Origin of the sequence: Nostoc sp. UCD121, assembly GCF_014222285.1 — a bacterium.
In the GTDB taxonomy this organism is placed as follows: Bacteria; Cyanobacteriota; Cyanobacteriia; order Cyanobacteriales; family Nostocaceae; genus Nostoc.
This window is the reverse complement of the sequence record NZ_JACKZS010000089.1, coordinates 12,318-29,224: the sequence shown is the minus strand read 5'-3', so window position 1 is coordinate 29,224 and position 16,907 is coordinate 12,318. Positions and strand designations below refer to the sequence as shown.

Sequence of the window (16,907 nt, the reverse complement as noted above, 5' to 3'; positions counted from 1 at the left end):
ATATTATCTACACCCACAAAAAAATGAATATTAGTATCCTAGATAAACCAAAAAAAGTATTGATTTACAAGCGTTACAGAAGATTTTAGATTAATCTTGATATATCAGTCTGATAATCATCAGATATACGCGAATAAATTATATAGTAAAGATTAAATCAATAATTTTAAGGCACAAGAGATTGCGCCTAAATTACTATGAAGTTTTTTAATAACATCTGTCAAAAGAAATAAAAATTGTATTCCTTTAGTTAGAGCCAAAAATACTGAGTCATAGATACTTTAAGTAAAGTAGAACCTGATTTAAGTACTGCTGCTAATTTGATACTTGCAAGTACACAGATAAATCATTTTTATCTGGATTATTTCGTGTTTATATCTGGTCTAACAAAAGGTAGAGGCTTATTTAGTCTCGCTTTGAAAATCAACAATGCAAACATCGTCATCTAGTGGAGTTGCCATGTCTGAATTGCTTCAAGCAGTCTTAGATAGTGAAGAAAGAAGTGATTTGCGTTCCTTTATTAGTGAATTACGCCAACGAGATAAGAAATACTTGCTGCGGAACGACATACTCAATGTATATAGTGAGTATTGCTCAAAGTCCCAGAAACCAGAGGATTTTTACAGTAACTCTGAGTTAGGCAAACTGATTTACTATACTCAAGAAATTATTCAGGAGGAGTCCAACTTCTGTTTCATCATCCGTTCGAAGATTGCTAGCCAAGAAGTTTATTGGTTGACATCAGACTTGAGCATTGAGCCGATGACCGTACAGGATTTGCTGGATTTGCGCGATCGCTTGGTGAACAAATTTCATCCCAACGACGGCGACCTGCTAGAATTGGACTTCGGCCCATTTTACGACTACACCCCAATCATCCGCGACCCCAAAAATATTGGTAAAGGGGTACAATTTCTCAACCGCTATCTATCCAGCAAAATCTTTCAAGACTCCAAGCAATTGCTGGACAGCTTATTGAATTTCTTGCGCCTGCACCATTACAACGGTGTCCAACTGCTAGTCAACGATCGCATTCAATCACAGCAGCAACTTTCCGAGCAAGTTAAGAAAGCTATCGGCTTTGTTAATAATCGCCCCGAAGATGAACCCTACGAACAATTCCGGTTCCAATTGCAGTCAATGGGTTTTGAGCCGGGTTGGGGTAACACCGCAGCACGCGTGCGGGAAACTTTAAATATTCTCGATGAATTGATTGATTCTGCCGACCCCCAGACCCTAGAAGCCTTCATTTCTCGTATCCCGATGATTTTTAGAATCGTCTTAGTGTCGGCTCACGGCTGGTTTGGGCAAGAGGGAGTATTGGGTCGTCCCGATACCGGCGGTCAGGTAGTTTACGTCCTTGACCAGGCTAAGAGCCTAGAGAAGCAGCTACAAGAAGATGTCCTGCTAGCTGGTTTAGAGAAATTGAATGTCGAGCCAAAGGTAATTATTCTCACCCGCTTGATTCCCAATAGTGATGGCACTCTTTGTAATCAACGGCTAGAAAAAGTCCACGGGACTGAAAATGCCTGGATTTTGCGAGTGCCTTTACGGGAATTTAACCCTAACATGACTCAAAACTGGATTTCCCGGTTTGAGTTTTGGCCTTATTTAGAAACTTTCGCCATTGACTCAGAAAGAGAACTACGGGCAGAATTCCACGGCACACCTGATTTAATAGTTGGCAACTATACTGATGGGAATTTAATAGCATTCTTGCTGGCGCGACGGCTGAAAGTTACCCAATGCAATGTTGCCCATGCTTTGGAAAAATCTAAATACTTGTTCAGTAACCTCTACTGGCAAGAATTAGAGGAGAAATATCATTTTTCATTGCAATTCACAGCTGACTTGATTGCGATGAATGCTGCCAATTTTGTTGTCAGCAGCACCTACCAAGAAATTGTCGGTACACCGGATAGCGTTGGACAGTACGAGTCTTATAAGTGCTTCACCATGCCGGAGTTGTACCATGTTACCAATGGCATTGAATTATTTAGTCCCAAATTTAATGTCGTACCGCCTGGAGTAAACGAAAATAATTACTTCCCCTACACCCGGACTAAAGATCGAGTCGAGAGCGATCGCCAACGCCTTGCAGAAACACTCTTTACTCTAGAAGACCCCGCGCACATCTTTGGCAAGCTCGACGATCCTAACAAGCGCCCTCTTTTCTCAATGGCGCGTCTTGACCACATCAAAAACCTCACAGGTTTAGCTGAATGTTATGGTCAAAGTAAAGAATTACAGGAGCATTGCAATTTAATTTTGGTGGCGGGTAAATTACGTGTAGAAGAATCGGGCGACAACGAAGAGCGTGACGAAATTATCAAGCTTTACCAAATCATTGAGGAGTACAATCTCCACGGGAAGATTCGTTGGCTGGGTGTGCGCCTAACTAAAACCGATTCTGGTGAAATTTACCGAGTCATTGCCGATCGCCAGGGAATTTTTGTACAACCAGCTTTATTTGAAGCTTTTGGTTTGACAATTTTAGAGTCGATGGTTTCAGGATTACCGACTTTTGCCACACAGTTTGGTGGGCCATTAGAGATTATTCAAGATAAGGTTAATGGCTTTTTGATTAACCCAACAAATTTGGATGAGACAGCAACAAAAATTGTGGAATTCATTACTAAATGCGAACAGAATCCTAACTATTGGAATGAAATTTCGCAGCGAGGAATTGACCGAGTTTACAGCACCTATACTTGGAAAATTCATACTAGCAAGCTGTTATCATTAGCGCGGATTTATGGCTTCTGGAACTTTACCTCGAAAGAGAATCGGGAAGATTTGTTACGTTATCTTGAGGCTTTGTTCTATTTAATTTATAAGCCAAGAGCGCAACAACTATTAGAGCAGCATAAGTATCGGTAATTTGTCATTTGTCATTTGTTATTAAGGACAAATGACCAAGGACAAATGACTACGTTGTCAACGCCCGCCAAGTTCGCTGACCAACTATTCCATCCGTTCCTAAATTCTGCTGGTTTTGAAAAGCTTTGACAGCAGTTTCCGTCAGTGCGCCATAAATGCCATCCACTCTTACGGCATAACCGTTAGCCACTAACAGCCGTTGTAAAACTCTGACAGCAAGACCAGAGCTACCGAAATAAAGAGTCGGCATAGGTTGGCTACTAAACTTCTGGAAACGTCCTGTAACCTTTATGCGGACTTGGCCTACAGACTGAGAATTCTTTTTAGACTTACCTAAGTTAGAAGAAGCTAGGAACTGATTATTTTTGCTGATTTTCTGAAGTATATGTCCTTTCTCTAGTGCGATCGCTGAGGGAGAAGCCTGGGAAATCTCATCTGTCTGCATAAATTCAGGTGGTGTGACTTGAGCAGTTATCTCCGACTCATTCTGTTTTGACTGCTTTTCGTCATTTTCCATCTGAACTAATTGCTGTTGTGGCAAATTGGTTCCAAATGCTTGTCTTATTGTTAATACGCCCGTCATCATCAGGCCAATTTCAGTCATTGTAGTTCATTTTACTTTAACCAATATCTCTTTTAACTAACAACATTGCTGCTGTTCAGGATAATACATACTGACTAAATAAAAAAGTCATGTACTAATTTTTCAGATAATATTATCATGCTCATATTTGCTCACCTCCGATTTCATCTAATGAGACTAATATTATTAGTTTTGTGCCTTTTTTATCTTCAATCAAGCCACGAACTTCTAAAAGATGCTATTTAAATCAACGGTTTAGACAATAACATACTATATGATTCTCTGGGAATGCCATCAAAGAAATTTTTCTCGTTACCTTTGGCTCATACTTGATATGCTGATGCTACTTTTAGCATATTTATACTACCAGCAAAAATCCTGTGAATTCTCTGAGTCCGTTTTTTAAGCATTTATCAATGCAACATTTGACAATAATGATAAACTCTGGATTTTAAACAATTTGTCCTCCTTTAGAGGGGGTTATCAACTTTTTATCAATCACTTTTATAGCGCAGGATACATGTTGGTCGTCACACAATTATCTATTTTTGTCAACTTAAATCTGGAAATATTTAGCTATGTTTCCTAAATATTTGCTTTGTAATTGAATTTATATTGCTCCTTCGTCCTATTCTCAGAAAACACATACTTCAACCTCAAGAAGATGAAACCGCACAACGTTGTTGTACGGTTTTGAATTTAAACTAGAGTTGAGACTACTGTATGACAAAGTTAGATGGTAGCAATGTAAATAATGTGTATACAATTCTCTGCTTCACCTGTGTTAATTTTTATAACATTTTTAAATGTTAAGAAAGGATGCACCTTATAAGCGCGTAGGTGTAGCTCGCCCTTAGACATTGCTTAGTACACTTAGTTGTGGATGTTGAAAAACTTTTTACCTTTTTTCATCTCGCCACAAAGCAATACCACCTAATAAACCAGTAATATTAGGGATGAGTTTTACATTTAAAGGTAGCTGGAAATTCACTCGTACAGCTTCACCACCGCCAATGTAAAGGTAATCATAATTGAACAGATGTTGTAAGGATGCGATCGCCTTTTCTAATCGCCTATTCCATCTTTTCTCACCAATTTTTTCTAACTCTGCACGCCCTAACTGCTGCTCAAAAGTCTCTCCTTTGCGAAACGGATGATGTCCCATTTCCATATTTGGTACTAGCTTACCGTCTACAAATAAAGCTGAACCAAACCCTGTACCGAGAGTAATCACCAGTTCTACACCTTTACCTGCGATCGCACCAAACCCCTGCATATCTGCATCATTAATCACCCGTACAGGTTTGTTTAAGTGTTTTAATAACGCTGTTTCCAAATCAAATCCAATCCAATCTGGATGCAAGTTTACCGCCGTTTCCGTGACTCCGCATCGAACCACGCCAGGAAAACCCACCGAAACACGATGAAATTCGCCTTGAGCCGCAGCTAACACAACAATTGCATTAATTACAACATCTGGTGTAGCAGGTTGAGGTGTATCTAAACGCGCTCTTTCTGTTACAGGACTTCCCGTAATATCTAAAACCATAGCCTTAACGCCACTACCACCAATATCAACCGATAGTGTACGAATCGATCCATTTTCTTCAACCATTGAGTTACATCCTTGTTAATGCTTGTTCTTTCGATATTATGCTCTGCTGTATGCGATCGGATTCGGATATTTGGAGAGTCTTTATATTGAGAGGACAGTGGAGGAGATGAGTTCTCTACTCAACTTAGCGCCAGCAAGGTTTGAGCAACTTATGTCTTAAGATTAAAGAATCTTTGTGGCTACCCTGCTCCTCACAGAGACGCTCCAGCCTGGAAAGTGCCAAGCCTATCGACAACCAAAGTTTACTAGTCCTGAGTCTTGAGTAGTATATCAACACATTAGACGCACGACAACGTCCAGATTTGCTAATGTAGAGATAATGGAAATAGTACTGGCATAGGTGTTTAAAGTCTATTGGGCAGCAAATTTCTATTAAAAGTAATAATAAGAGAAAGAATTATGACGGCGTTTGAACCTCAAAGCATCCGCTCTTATAGCCAAGAAGATGTCCAACAAATTCTACACTTAGCGATCGCTCGTCAAGCTAATGATAAAAATACAGAATTTTCTTATGAGCAGATATTAGAAATTGCTGCTGAGTTAGAAATCTCACCTGATTCTTTAAAATTAGCTGAACGCGACTGGTTAGTACAACAAGGTCAAGTCCAACAGCGAAAAGCCTTTGACGCTTATCGGATTAGAAGATTTCAGAAGCGTCTAGGGAATTATGCAATTTTTAATGGCTTTTTTATACTGTTAAATTTACTAACTGGTGGCGGAATTTCTTGGTCGCTGTACATTTTGCTATTCTGCGGATTACCTGTAGGACTGGATGTATGGAATACTTTTCAAATCAAAGGCGAAGAGTATGAAATAGCATTCCAGAAGTGGAGCCGTAATCATCAGATTAAGAAAACCATCAGTACAGTTTTGAATAAGTGGTTTAAGGCATTACAGGCTTAGTAAATTTACTTTGCTAAACCAACTCTTTGTAGACATCAGTAACTCAAAGAAAAACCCCGCAGGAGAAACGGGGTAATATTTACCGCTACCTACATTTGTTGTGTAACATCACTTAAATAAAATTTTAAGAAACACAGCAATTATTAGGATTAAAATTGATATTACCTGATTGGCTCAAAGTATTCTTTCTATCTTTATACTGATATGAGGATCTATCAATAGTCTGAAAAATGATTTTATCTACAAGTAGTTTTCAGATAATAGTAGGTGAAGCAGTTTTGTAGGTTGGGTGCAGCGATAGCGTAACCCAACATAAAATTTGGTGGTAATGTTGGGTTGCGTTTCACTCCACCCAACCTACATAAATATATTTTTAAAAAACTAGCCCCCTTAAAAAGGTGGGAACTGCAATTAAAGTCCCCTTTTTTAAGGGGGATTTAGGGGGATCTAAAACGTTTTGTTACCGAGAATAGGACTTTTCAAACATCCTCTTAAGGGACTTGCAAAAAAATAACTTATTGACAAGCACTATAAGCATTGATGATTAAGATTCAAACCCTCTGAAAATCCCAATTATGGTATTTACTTAAGTTTTTCGTAAGCAGCCAAAATAATTTTTTCGGTTTCTTCCCAACTAATACATTTATCAGTTACAGAAACCCCATATTTTAATTCTTCTTGTTTCCCGGTAATTGGTTGACTACCTTCATACAAATGTGATTCCAGCATCATGCCAACTATTGATGTATTACCATCCACTATTTGCTGAATAATATTTTCTAAAACAGCACCTTGTAATTTGTAATCTTTATTAGTATTTCCGTGGCTACAGTCGATAACAATTCTTGGTGGTAAATTCGCCTGTTTTAATTTATCTTCTACTAATTTGACATTTGCTGCATCAAAGTTGGGTTGACTACCACCTCTTAAAATTACGTGACCATAGCCATTCCCTTTAGTTTGAAAGACGCTGACTTGTCCGTTTTGATTAATTCCCAGAAAATTATGCGGGTTTCTAGCTGATTGTAGGGCATTCAAAGCTACTTGAATATTGCCATCAGTACCGTTTTTAAAACCCACAGGCATCGAAAGTCCACTTGCCATTTCACGGTGAGTTTGTGATTCGGTCGTGCGTGCCCCAATAGCAGACCATGTAATCAGTTCACTAATGTATTGAGGTATGATTGGATCTAGTGCTTCTGTGCCCGCAGGTAATCCCAATTCTGTAATTTTTAATAACAGATCGCGTGCAATTAATAAACCATTCTCTACATGGAAAGAATCATCCATATCTGGATCGTTAATTAATCCTTTCCAGCCGACGGTTGTTCTTGGCTTTTCAAAATATACACGCATTATTAGTAGCAGCTTATCCTTAACTTGCTCAGATAACGCTTTCAACCTTTCAGAATATTCAAGCGCTGCTTTTGGGTCGTGGATTGAGCATGGCCCAACTACTATAAACTTTCTCCGATCCTGAAAATCCAGGATATCCTCTATTTCCTGTCTGTGTGCTAAAACTCTTTGTTCGGCTAATTGTGTTAAAGGTAATTTTGATTTTATTTCATTGGGAGTTAGTAAAATGCGATCGTTCTCAATGTTAGCGTTGTCGATATTACTATTAAATAATTTGTTGTGCATGGGGATGCTTTGGCAATTTTATATACGCACTTCAACTCAAAAGTGTAACATAAACCAATGAAATTTTAAAATAGCTTATTTTGTGCTTGACAAATTTCTAATTACACTGTATTCGGGAAATGTAATAACTTAAAAAGGGGAGAATATTTCCCCTCTTTCTTTTTGCTATTGGATTACTGGCTCAGTGTTAGTGTATATAATTACTGCCATACAAACACTTTGGCTTCGTATGGGCCTAAGTCAGTTATGATGCCATCATCACCAGATTCGACATCATAATTGCCTGTCCATTCGTGCCATGTACCAGCACTCGGAAAATTAGGAACATGATAACCAGCTAGGAAGTTTTCTGAGAAATTTGCGATTACGACTACACGAGAACCTTCATCATTCCAACGAGTATAAGCTAATACTTTTGCCTCTGGATTTTCGTGGATAAAGTCAATATTTTCTGTGTAGAGAGCGTGATTACTTTTACGCAGGTTGGTTAAGCCTTTGTATGATTCAAATAAACTACGATTGAGATCGTTACCTAACAGTGTCCAATCAATTTTTGATGATTCGGGTTGTTTGGGTTTGTACTCACCAAATTCCTCTCCCATCCAAATCAAAGGTACGCCAACAGCAGTCATTAGGATGGCAACTCCTAATTTAGCCCGTCTAAAGGCTTCTTCGTTAAAAATCTCACGGTTCCCCAATTCAACCATGACATGGTTATGGTCATGGTTGGTGAGGTAATTTACTACATTCGTCGCACCCAAGAAGCCTTGGCGTTTGCAGTCAATGACATCTTTGAGACGCTCTAAATCAAATGTATCACCGCAGATATGTTCTAGAATGCAGTGATAGAAACTATCATGCCAGCAACCATCCATTGGCCCATCTACATTGGTAATGCTGGTAGTTTCAGGAATGTGTTCAGCAACGTTGTAAAAAGGCTTTGCACCAGCAGTTTTTTTGGCTTCCTGAACAATCCAGTGCATGAAGTCGTAATTAGCAATTTGCCGGGCTGCATCATAGCGAATACCATCAAGATGATATTCTGATATCCAAAAACGGATTGCCTCACCAGTAAATTTCCACGCTGGATGAATCTCTAATTTTTCATCATAATGTTCATAATTAAACTCGGGGCCCCAGTTATTATCAGGGTCACGAGGTTCATGATGATACCAATAATCGTGGTCAATTTGTGTTAAGGGAGCAGATGCTTCTGAGTGGTTATAAATACCGTCAAGAATTACACGAATTCCTCTGGCGTGACACTCATCAATCAATTTTTTTAAATCAGCAGTAGAGCCATAACTAGATTCAGTTGCAAAAAAGTGGCGGGGATTATAACCCCAACTATAATCACCAGGATATTCTTTAAGCGGCATCAACTCAATAGCATTGATTCCTAGTTCACCCAAATAATCTAACTTTTCAATGACGTGTTTATACTTCCCTCTTGCATAAGGATCATCCTCACCACCAGAAAAGTCACCAACGTGCAATTCATAAATTACTAATTCGTTGTCAGCAGGTAAAGGTTTATCATCATGTTGCCAGACATAAGTATCAGTAATTCTTTCACCATCTTTTACACGGATAACACTATCATCTTTTCCACTCAGTTCATCTATATCAGTTGCATAAGGGTCTGTAACATCAACCCATTGTTCTGGTTCAAAAAACCATGAATTTGACTGGATGCGAAATTTATATTTATAAGCGCCGTCTTCTAGTTCAACACTTGTACGAAAATAGCCATCATCACCTTTTTCCATTGGTATTTCTTGCCAATCAGAAAAAGAACCAATTAATGCGGCTCCTTTGTTGTATGGTGCAAATAAATTAAATTCAATTGGCTTTGCCATAGAAGTGTTTGTAATATCAAGGGTTGATAGACGTATTCTCTGATGCTTAATTGAATTTACAAATCGGTCTAGAGAAATAATTATTTAACCAGCGCTTCTCTCTTGAGGATGAATTTATAAATATTTTGTAAAAATTACTATATTTTGGCGATTTTTGACTGTTTATCGCATTTATTTTTTACCTATAAAACTAAAATGCTATTAATCAAGTTACAAAATTTATATAAATAAGTTGATGAGCTTTTAATAGTTTTTAAATAGCAGATATTCAGTAAAAATAATATGTTTTTGTCTAAATATCTGCTGTATCAGATTATTCAATTTTGCCGTTAGTTTGTTGTAAATAACTTAAAAACCAATTAGCCGCAGTTGCTCTGCGAGTTTGCCGAGGCCCAAATTCACCAATTTTGTACCCTTTGAAACCCAGCTTTTGTTTTAGCATTTGTTTATTTTCAGCCGGGATGGAACGAGTTAACTTCACTGTTGCAGGGCGAGATTCTATGAAATTTGGTGGTTGTGGGTACTCCTCTTGCCATTCTGGTGCAACTTGGCTAATGTCCCATTGTGCAGTTGAAGAATCATAGCGATAGCCTAAATAATGCCATAGCAACTGGTTGACTGTGGCATCATCAATTTTATCCTCAAGAATTGCCCAAATTGTTGCTGTATTGAGTGGTGGCAGGTTAGACATAAGAAATTCAAAATTCCAGATTGAAAAACGGACTACTAATTAATTAAATTCACAACAATTAGCAGAGTAGTGAAAAGTACTTTATCATTACTCTGCTACACTCCCAAAGATATGGATAATTGCGATCGCACCTTCAAGGCATGACGCTTGGAGGTAAAAACAGATTGTGTATACACAAACTAGGTAAACTGGAATCGTAAAGATTAGACCAGTTTATGCAGAATTCTACAGCACTGCCAAAGATCATCCGCGCCCATGTATTCATTTCTGGCCGAGTCCAAGGAGTGGGTTATCGCTATTCCACTGTCGATACAGCTAGGCAGTTGGGATTAACCGGTTGGGTGCGAAATCTCCCTGATAATCGAGTAGAGGCAGTTTTTGAAGGGGTGCGAGAGGTTGTAGATGATATGGTTCGCTGGTGTCACTCTGGGCCACCTGCTGCTGTGGTTAAAGATGTTGTGGTTGAGTATGAAGTACCGGAAGGGTTACGAGGATTTGAAGTTAAGCGGGTTGAGTAGAGAGTTAGAACATCTTCTATTGTGTCTCCTGGTCTTGGCTCAACTCATATATAATCTACTCCATAGAGGATATAGAATCGCGCGTTGAAGTAGCTTTTGCTTTAGAAAATCGCTGCCAAATCGCCATACAAAGAGTTAATCTACGGTTTTTTGCTTGATTTTGGGAATTCTAAATCTAATCGGCTATAGAAACCGCAGATGTATATGACTCAATTTAAGATATGTGACTCAAGACAATGGCAATTTCTGTCCTTGGTAACAGGTCGCAGTATTATTCTTTTTAGCAGCATTTTGTTATTTTCAGAATCAAATGTGGCGATTGCTAGACAGCAGCAGATAAATGTTGCACAGATGACGCAGACAAGTTCGCCGGATGTAACTCTGGCTGTGGCTAAACTTGCATATCAAGAAGGGAAGCAACTATATCAGCAAGGAACAGCAGAATCTCTGTTAAAAGCGATCGCAAAATTTGAGGAAGCACTTTTACTATATCGTCAACTGAGCGATCGCTCCAATGGGCAAAACCTACTCTCCTTAGAAGCTGACACCCTCGTTTATATTGGCAAAATCTACTCAAATTTAGGAGAAAAGCAGAAGGCACTAGATTATTACAAGCAATCCTTACCTCTATCTGAACAAATAGGTGACAAACAAGCCCAAGGTACTACGCTCAATAACATTGGCAAAATCTACTCAGAGTTAGCAGAAAAGCAAAAGGCGCTGGATTACTACAACCAATCTCTATCCTTAAGGCGACAAGTGGGAGACAAAAATGGTGAAGCTATTAGCCTCAATAATATCGGCTCTGTCTACCATTTCCTCGGAGAAAAGCAAAAGGCGTTGGATTACTACAACCAATCGCTGTCTCTCAAGCGACAGGTGGGAAACAAGGCAGGGATAGCGACTACTCTGAACAACATTGGCAAAGTCTACTTAGATTTAGGAGAGAAGCAAAAAGCACTTTCATACTTCAGCCAAGCTCTGTCTTTATATCGAGAGGCTAAAGACGCAGAAAAAGAAGGAATACCAACTGCTCTGAGCAATATCGGCACAGTTTATTTAGAGTTAGCAGAACAGCAAAAAGCACTCTCATACTTTAGCCAAGCCCTAATTTTATACCGACAAGCGGGAGACAAAGGAGGGATAGCAACTGCTCTAAACAATATTGGCAAAGCTTACTCAAATTTAGGAGAACACCAAAAGGCGCTAGATTATTACAGCCAATCTTTGCTTCTATACCAACAGACAGGGAACAAGGCAAGGGAAGCACGTACACTCCATAACATCGCTTTTGTTCAACACGATGCAGGCAATTTTCAGTCTGCCCTGACTCAGATAGAGAGAGTCATCAAAATTGTTGAAGACCTTCGTATCAAAATTGACTCTCAGGAACTCCGCACTTCCTATTTTGCCACAGTGCAGAATTATTATGAGTTTTACGTCGATTTGCTGATGCAGTTACACAAACAGCAACCATCTCAAGGATATGATGCTTTGGCACTGCAAGCCAGCGAACGCGCCCGCGCCCGCAGTCTTTTGGAACTACTTGCAGAAGCGAACGCTGATATTCGCCAAGGTGTAGAGCCAAAGTTACTTGCTCAAGAACATAAGTTGCAGCAACAACTCGATGTTTTAGAAAAACGTCGGATACAAGTATTAAGCAGTAAGCATACCGAAGCGCAGGTGCAAGCTTTAGAAGAAGAAACCGAGCTACTTCTAGAACAGTATAAACAAATCCAGGCACAAATTCGTGCTACTAGTCCGCGTTATGCAGCGCTGACTCAACCTCAGCCTCTCTCACTCGTGCAAATTCAACAGCAAGTACTTGATGAAAACACTCTGCTTTTAGAATATTCTTTGGGGGAAAAGCGCAGTTATCTTTGGGCAGTTACTAATAAGAGTATTACCAGTTACGAACTACCCAAGCGTGCAGATATTGAAGCTACAGTGCAAAAGTTCCGTCAAGAAATCACTACCCCGTATCTAAAGCATAGTCCATCTCTAGATGCTCTATCTCAACAAATACTTGCACCAGTAGCCCAGCAACTGCAAAAGAAACGTTTAGCGATCGCCAGCGATGGTGTTTTGCAATATGTGCCATTTGCTGCCCTCACAACAGGTAGCAGTCGCAATTATGAACCATTACTGCTCAACCACGAAATCATTACTCTTCCTTCAGCGTCTACATTAGCTATCCTCAGAAGCGAACACAAAGGACGTAAATCTGCTCCTAAAACCTTAGTTGTATTGGCAGATCCGATTTTTAATAGTGATGATGAGCGTCTTCAAAATAAAGCACAAGTGTCTCGCCTACCTGCACCAGAGAGCAATTTAGACAACCTGGTTTTAACCAGATCCGCCCAAGATTCAGACATTAGCTTTGAACGTCTGCGCTTTACACGTCAAGAAGCCGAGCAAATTCTTTCTCTTGTACCAATTAGCGATCGCAAACAAGCCTTTGATTTTAAAGCCAGTCGTACCACTGCTAGCAGCGAAAATCTGAGTCAATATCGCATCATCCATTTCGCTACGCATGGCATCCTCAACAGCAAGCATCCAGAATTATCAGGAGTGGTATTATCGCTATTTGACGACAAGGGAATGCCACAAAATGGCTTTTTGCGCTTGCACGATGTCTTCAACCTCAACCTGCAAGCAGAACTGGTAGTACTCAGCGCCTGTAAAACCGGACTGGGAGAAGAAGTTAAGGGAGAAGGATTAGTAGGGTTAACCAGAGGGTTTATGTATGCAGGCAGTCCGCGAGTCGTAGTCAGCCTATGGAGTGTAGATGACCAGGCAACATCCGAACTTATGAAGGTATTTTACAAAAAGATGCTGCAAGAAGGATTAAAGCCAGCAGCAGCATTGCGGACAGCGCAAATAGAAATATGGCGCACTCAAAAATATGCCGCACCCTATTACTGGGCACCTTTCACTCTACAAGGCGAATGGAAATAAAAGGCAATACAGTTCAGTTAAGCATCTCTTTCTTCTCTCTGCGTTCTCTGCCTGCGCCTTCTCTACGAGACGCTGCGCGTTGGCGGAAGCCTCTCGTAGAGAAGGCGGTTCGTTAAAAAAATGACTTTGGTAACAGAGTTTTAGCCTTAACTGAACCGTATTGAAATAAAAGGTAAGGGAGCAGAGGGGAAAGAGGTAATTTTTATCTCCCCTTTGCCCCCTGCGTCTTCATAGAGCAGATTTTTCTTCAGCTTTTCTTTATTTACCCAATGTTGCATTTTTTTAAACATCTGTTACATTACTTTACAGACAGTTACAACTGCTACAACACTTGAACTTTGGAGTTTTACTCATGACAGGTTTTAAGAACCCTGCGCCTATCGTTTCAGAAGATCCTAATGCTGTGCGTTTTGGCTTCACTCCTCAGAGTGAAAATTGGAACGGTCGCCTTGCAATGATTGGTTTTTTATCTGCGATTTTGATTGAAGCTTTTTCTGGACAAGGTTTACTCCACTTCTGGGGTATCCTCTAAATTGATCGTAGTAGGGGTACACGGCTGTCATTAGTGTTTACTTAGACCAAAACCCTTTTAAAACTTCATTTCCAGGTTAAACCTGGATGGGCTGTTACTGCTTACCGGCTTTGACTTTAAGTTAACATCAAGGCACAGTTGCAACCCCCTACTAACCATCAATATTCCACACATATCATTCGTTGCTAATGTATGGCAGCTGTTGGAATTGGTGCAAAATACCAAATTTTCCGGTTAAGCCAAAATATAAGTGAATAACTACTTTACATTGAATATGTATAGCTAAACCTCATGGAAATACCCCAACGCGTATCTGTCCGCTACAAAGACGCGTCCTTCAATAGTAACGAGATCCGCTTAAGAACCTTCCGGCTTGGGTTACAAATATGGGAAGAACAAACCAAACCGAGAAAAACAGAGCTTTATCAGTTTATATCGTCTTGCTTGAAACAAGTTGATCGGCAAGATCGTTTTATGTTTTCTCTACTGTTCATAGAATTAACAGACATGATACGTAATTCTTCGCTGGAAAGGGGAACGAAAGAGGTTCTGATTAAAACAGCTTTTAGGGAGTTTGCTTGTGCGATAACAGACTTTGAAGACGCTGGCAAATAAAGTCAATCAGGGGGTGCTGATATTCTGTAGATGTAGCTCATCCCGGCATCACTCCAAGTAATCGAGTAGGGTATTTATAAGTAAGCAGCTTTTCAATCAGATTAGTTTTTTTGCTAAATGCGCGGATGGGTAGGTGTTGAAGAAGGGGTAACTAGAAAAATGGCTGAACTGTGCTATATGCAAGAACTGGGGAGCAATCGCATTTCAATCCATCCGCGCACCTTATGGAGACTAGTTTTCAGCCATTTGCCTCTAGCCAAATCACAATTCATCATGTTATGATTTCAGCATTCGCGCAACCGAACCTTGAAAACCAAATAGGGCAAAGCTTTCAGAAGCCAGCGATTGCAATTTATCAAAATCCCTATCAGGGATTGAAACTTCAAAGGCTTAAGTTATCACTCAAAAATGACTTGTATTGCAATTTATCAGAATCCCTATTAGGGATTTAAACGAATGAGAAAAGGGTGGACAAGTAGCCCACCCTAAACCATTATTTCATTAGTATTACTTGACTGGTGCTTCAGTAGCAGACTTACCAACCAACATTGCGGTATTTTCGTCGCTTTCGAGAATACCGAATTCAATCAACAACTCTTCTAACTCTTCCATCTCAATAGGAGTGGGGACAGAGAGCTTGTCGTTGTTGATAATCTTGGTAGCCAATGTCCGATATTCGTTACTTTGATTGCTATCTGGTGCGTACTCGTTAACAGTCATACGACGCAATTCTGCGTGTTGTACAATGTTGTCACGAGGTACGTAGTGAATCATTTGGGTATTCAAACGTTTTGCCAAGGTTTCGATTAAGTCGATTTCTCGGTCAACGTTACGGCTGTTACAAATCAAACCACCCAAGCGCACGCCGCCAGTGTGAGCATATTTGAGAACACCACGAGCGATGTTGTTAGCTGCATACATCGCCATCATTTCACCAGAGGTAACGATGTAGATTTCTTGTGCCTTGCCTTCACGGATAGGCATAGCAAAACCACCGCACACAACGTCACCCAAAACGTCGTAACTTACAAAATCAACGTCTTTGTAAGCACCGTTTTCTTCTAGGAAGTTGATAGCAGTGATGATACCACGACCAGCGCAACCTACACCGGGTTCAGGGCCACCAGACTCCACACAACGTACATCACGGAAACCAGTCAGCATTACTTCTTCGAGTTCAATATCTTCTACAGCGCCTCTTTCGGCAGCTAATTGAAGAACACTTGTTTGAGCTTTACTGTGTAGCATCAAACGGGTAGAGTCAGCTTTAGGGTCGCAACCGACAATTAAAATGCGTTGACCCATTTCAGCCATTGCTGCAAGGGTGTTTTGAGAGGTAGTAGATTTACCAATACCGCCTTTACCATAGAAAGCTATTTGTCTAATCTTTTCGTCAGTCATGGTTGTGTTTTCCTACAATGATTTAATTGATGGGTCGGAAGCTTGATATGAGATATTCACCCTTGGAACGTAGGGAAGTAGAGCCTGTTGGCGTTAACGTTTAGCAACTTGTCGCTAGACATTGCACCCCGACAAAAACAGCTAAAATCAGAACATATTTACCCACAAAGCGATAGCTTAAGTGATAGAAAATTTCTATCTCCTAATAACGAAGTCTTTAAAACTTTGACTTCAGCATTGTCAGTTGTTGTAACAGAATCCCAAATGGTTGCTCAAGCCTCAAGAGTGGTTGCAGCAGGAATTCAAACGAACGCAGATTTATTCCCTGAACCACACAACCAACCAAATTGCAATCCACTCTAAATGGTTACTGCAACTTCTTTGATTTTGCTGATGTCAAATTGCCAAAAACTTCAATAGTGCTTATCGTTTCGTGATTGATGCAGCAAGATAAATCCCAGCCTAAAGGTGGTAGCTATAGGTGCAATACTATAATGTTTGCACAGACAATCTATAACACTTTAGCTCAAACAATATCTAAGTGACTTTTGACAGCATGGTTTATAGCACCATTCTGCTTAGATTTTTTGTTCCAAAAGTCATCGACTGCTTCAACTTAGTTCGCGGTTGAAAATGTTTGCTCCCACAAAACTAAGTTTGTAAATATTCTGTATTTCTATGGATTTGTCAGGCTGTACTAAGAGTCTTTCT

At 39.9% G+C, this 16,907-nt stretch carries 13 protein-coding genes; 7 read left to right on the top strand and 6 right to left on the bottom strand.

Going from position 1 to position 16,907, the window contains the following annotated elements:
* The first annotated feature begins 459 nt into the window (after positions 1-459).
* Positions 460-2,880, top strand: coding sequence for a sucrose synthase (locus GNF10_RS19325; protein WP_185581655.1), 2,421 nt, complete (start codon positions 460-462; stop codon positions 2,878-2,880).
* A gap of 49 nt (positions 2,881-2,929) precedes the next feature.
* Here the strand turns inward: GNF10_RS19325 and GNF10_RS19320 are convergent, their stop codons facing one another.
* Positions 2,930-3,484 (bottom strand): peptidoglycan-binding protein, encoded by a 555-nt coding sequence (locus tag GNF10_RS19320; protein WP_260446150.1) that lies wholly within the window; start codon positions 3,482-3,484, stop codon positions 2,930-2,932.
* Positions 3,485-4,361: 877 nt separating this feature from the next.
* Positions 4,362-5,078, bottom strand: a complete 717-nt coding sequence (locus tag GNF10_RS19315) for an ROK family protein (RefSeq protein WP_185581651.1) — start codon at positions 5,076-5,078, stop codon at positions 4,362-4,364.
* Between the two features lie 399 nt (positions 5,079-5,477).
* On the opposite strand from GNF10_RS19315, the gene GNF10_RS19310 reads away from it, so the two are divergent.
* Positions 5,478-5,981, top strand: coding sequence for a 2TM domain-containing protein (locus GNF10_RS19310; protein ID WP_185581652.1), 504 nt, complete (start codon positions 5,478-5,480; stop codon positions 5,979-5,981).
* Between the two features lie 582 nt (positions 5,982-6,563).
* Here GNF10_RS19310 and GNF10_RS19305 read toward each other — a convergent pair.
* The 3 genes from GNF10_RS19305 to GNF10_RS19295 form a co-directional block, all read right to left on the bottom strand.
* Positions 6,564-7,622 carry a 3-deoxy-7-phosphoheptulonate synthase gene (locus GNF10_RS19305; protein WP_185581653.1) on the bottom strand — a complete coding sequence of 353 codons (1,059 nt, stop codon included), beginning with the start codon at positions 7,620-7,622 and terminating at the stop codon, positions 6,564-6,566.
* A 200-nt stretch (positions 7,623-7,822) separates the two neighbouring features.
* A complete protein-coding gene (locus tag GNF10_RS19300; protein ID WP_185581654.1) occupies positions 7,823-9,481 on the bottom strand; it encodes an alpha-amylase family glycosyl hydrolase in 1,659 nt (552 codons plus the stop codon).
* Positions 9,482-9,794: 313 nt separating this feature from the next.
* Positions 9,795-10,172, bottom strand: coding sequence for a DUF1823 family protein (locus GNF10_RS19295; RefSeq protein WP_185585748.1), 378 nt, complete (start codon positions 10,170-10,172; stop codon positions 9,795-9,797).
* 215 nt (positions 10,173-10,387) lie between these two features.
* Between GNF10_RS19295 and GNF10_RS19290 the strand changes: the two genes are divergently transcribed.
* The 4 genes from GNF10_RS19290 (at position 10,388) to GNF10_RS19275 (ending at position 14,795) form a co-directional block, all read left to right on the top strand.
* On the top strand, positions 10,388-10,690 hold the full coding sequence (locus GNF10_RS19290) for an acylphosphatase (protein ID WP_185585747.1): 303 nt from the start codon (positions 10,388-10,390) through the stop codon (positions 10,688-10,690).
* Between the two features lie 204 nt (positions 10,691-10,894).
* Positions 10,895-13,648 (top strand): CHAT domain-containing protein, encoded by a 2,754-nt coding sequence (locus GNF10_RS19285; RefSeq protein WP_185585746.1) that lies wholly within the window; start codon positions 10,895-10,897, stop codon positions 13,646-13,648.
* A 352-nt stretch (positions 13,649-14,000) separates the two neighbouring features.
* Positions 14,001-14,180: a chlorophyll a/b-binding protein gene (locus GNF10_RS19280; protein WP_012407782.1), complete on the top strand. Its 180-nt coding sequence runs from the start codon at positions 14,001-14,003 to the stop codon at positions 14,178-14,180.
* A 291-nt stretch (positions 14,181-14,471) separates the two neighbouring features.
* Positions 14,472-14,795 carry a hypothetical protein gene (locus GNF10_RS19275; protein WP_185585745.1) on the top strand — a complete coding sequence of 108 codons (324 nt, stop codon included), beginning with the start codon at positions 14,472-14,474 and terminating at the stop codon, positions 14,793-14,795.
* A 507-nt stretch (positions 14,796-15,302) separates the two neighbouring features.
* Here GNF10_RS19275 and nifH read toward each other — a convergent pair.
* Positions 15,303-16,196 carry a nitrogenase iron protein gene (gene nifH, locus GNF10_RS19270; RefSeq protein ID WP_185585744.1) on the bottom strand — a complete coding sequence of 298 codons (894 nt, stop codon included), beginning with the start codon at positions 16,194-16,196 and terminating at the stop codon, positions 15,303-15,305.
* Positions 16,197-16,283: 87 nt separating this feature from the next.
* On the opposite strand from nifH, the gene GNF10_RS19265 reads away from it, so the two are divergent.
* Entirely contained in the window at positions 16,284-16,559 is a 276-nt protein-coding gene (locus GNF10_RS19265) for a hypothetical protein (protein WP_185585743.1), read from the top strand.
* Positions 16,560-16,907: the final 348 nt, after the last annotated feature.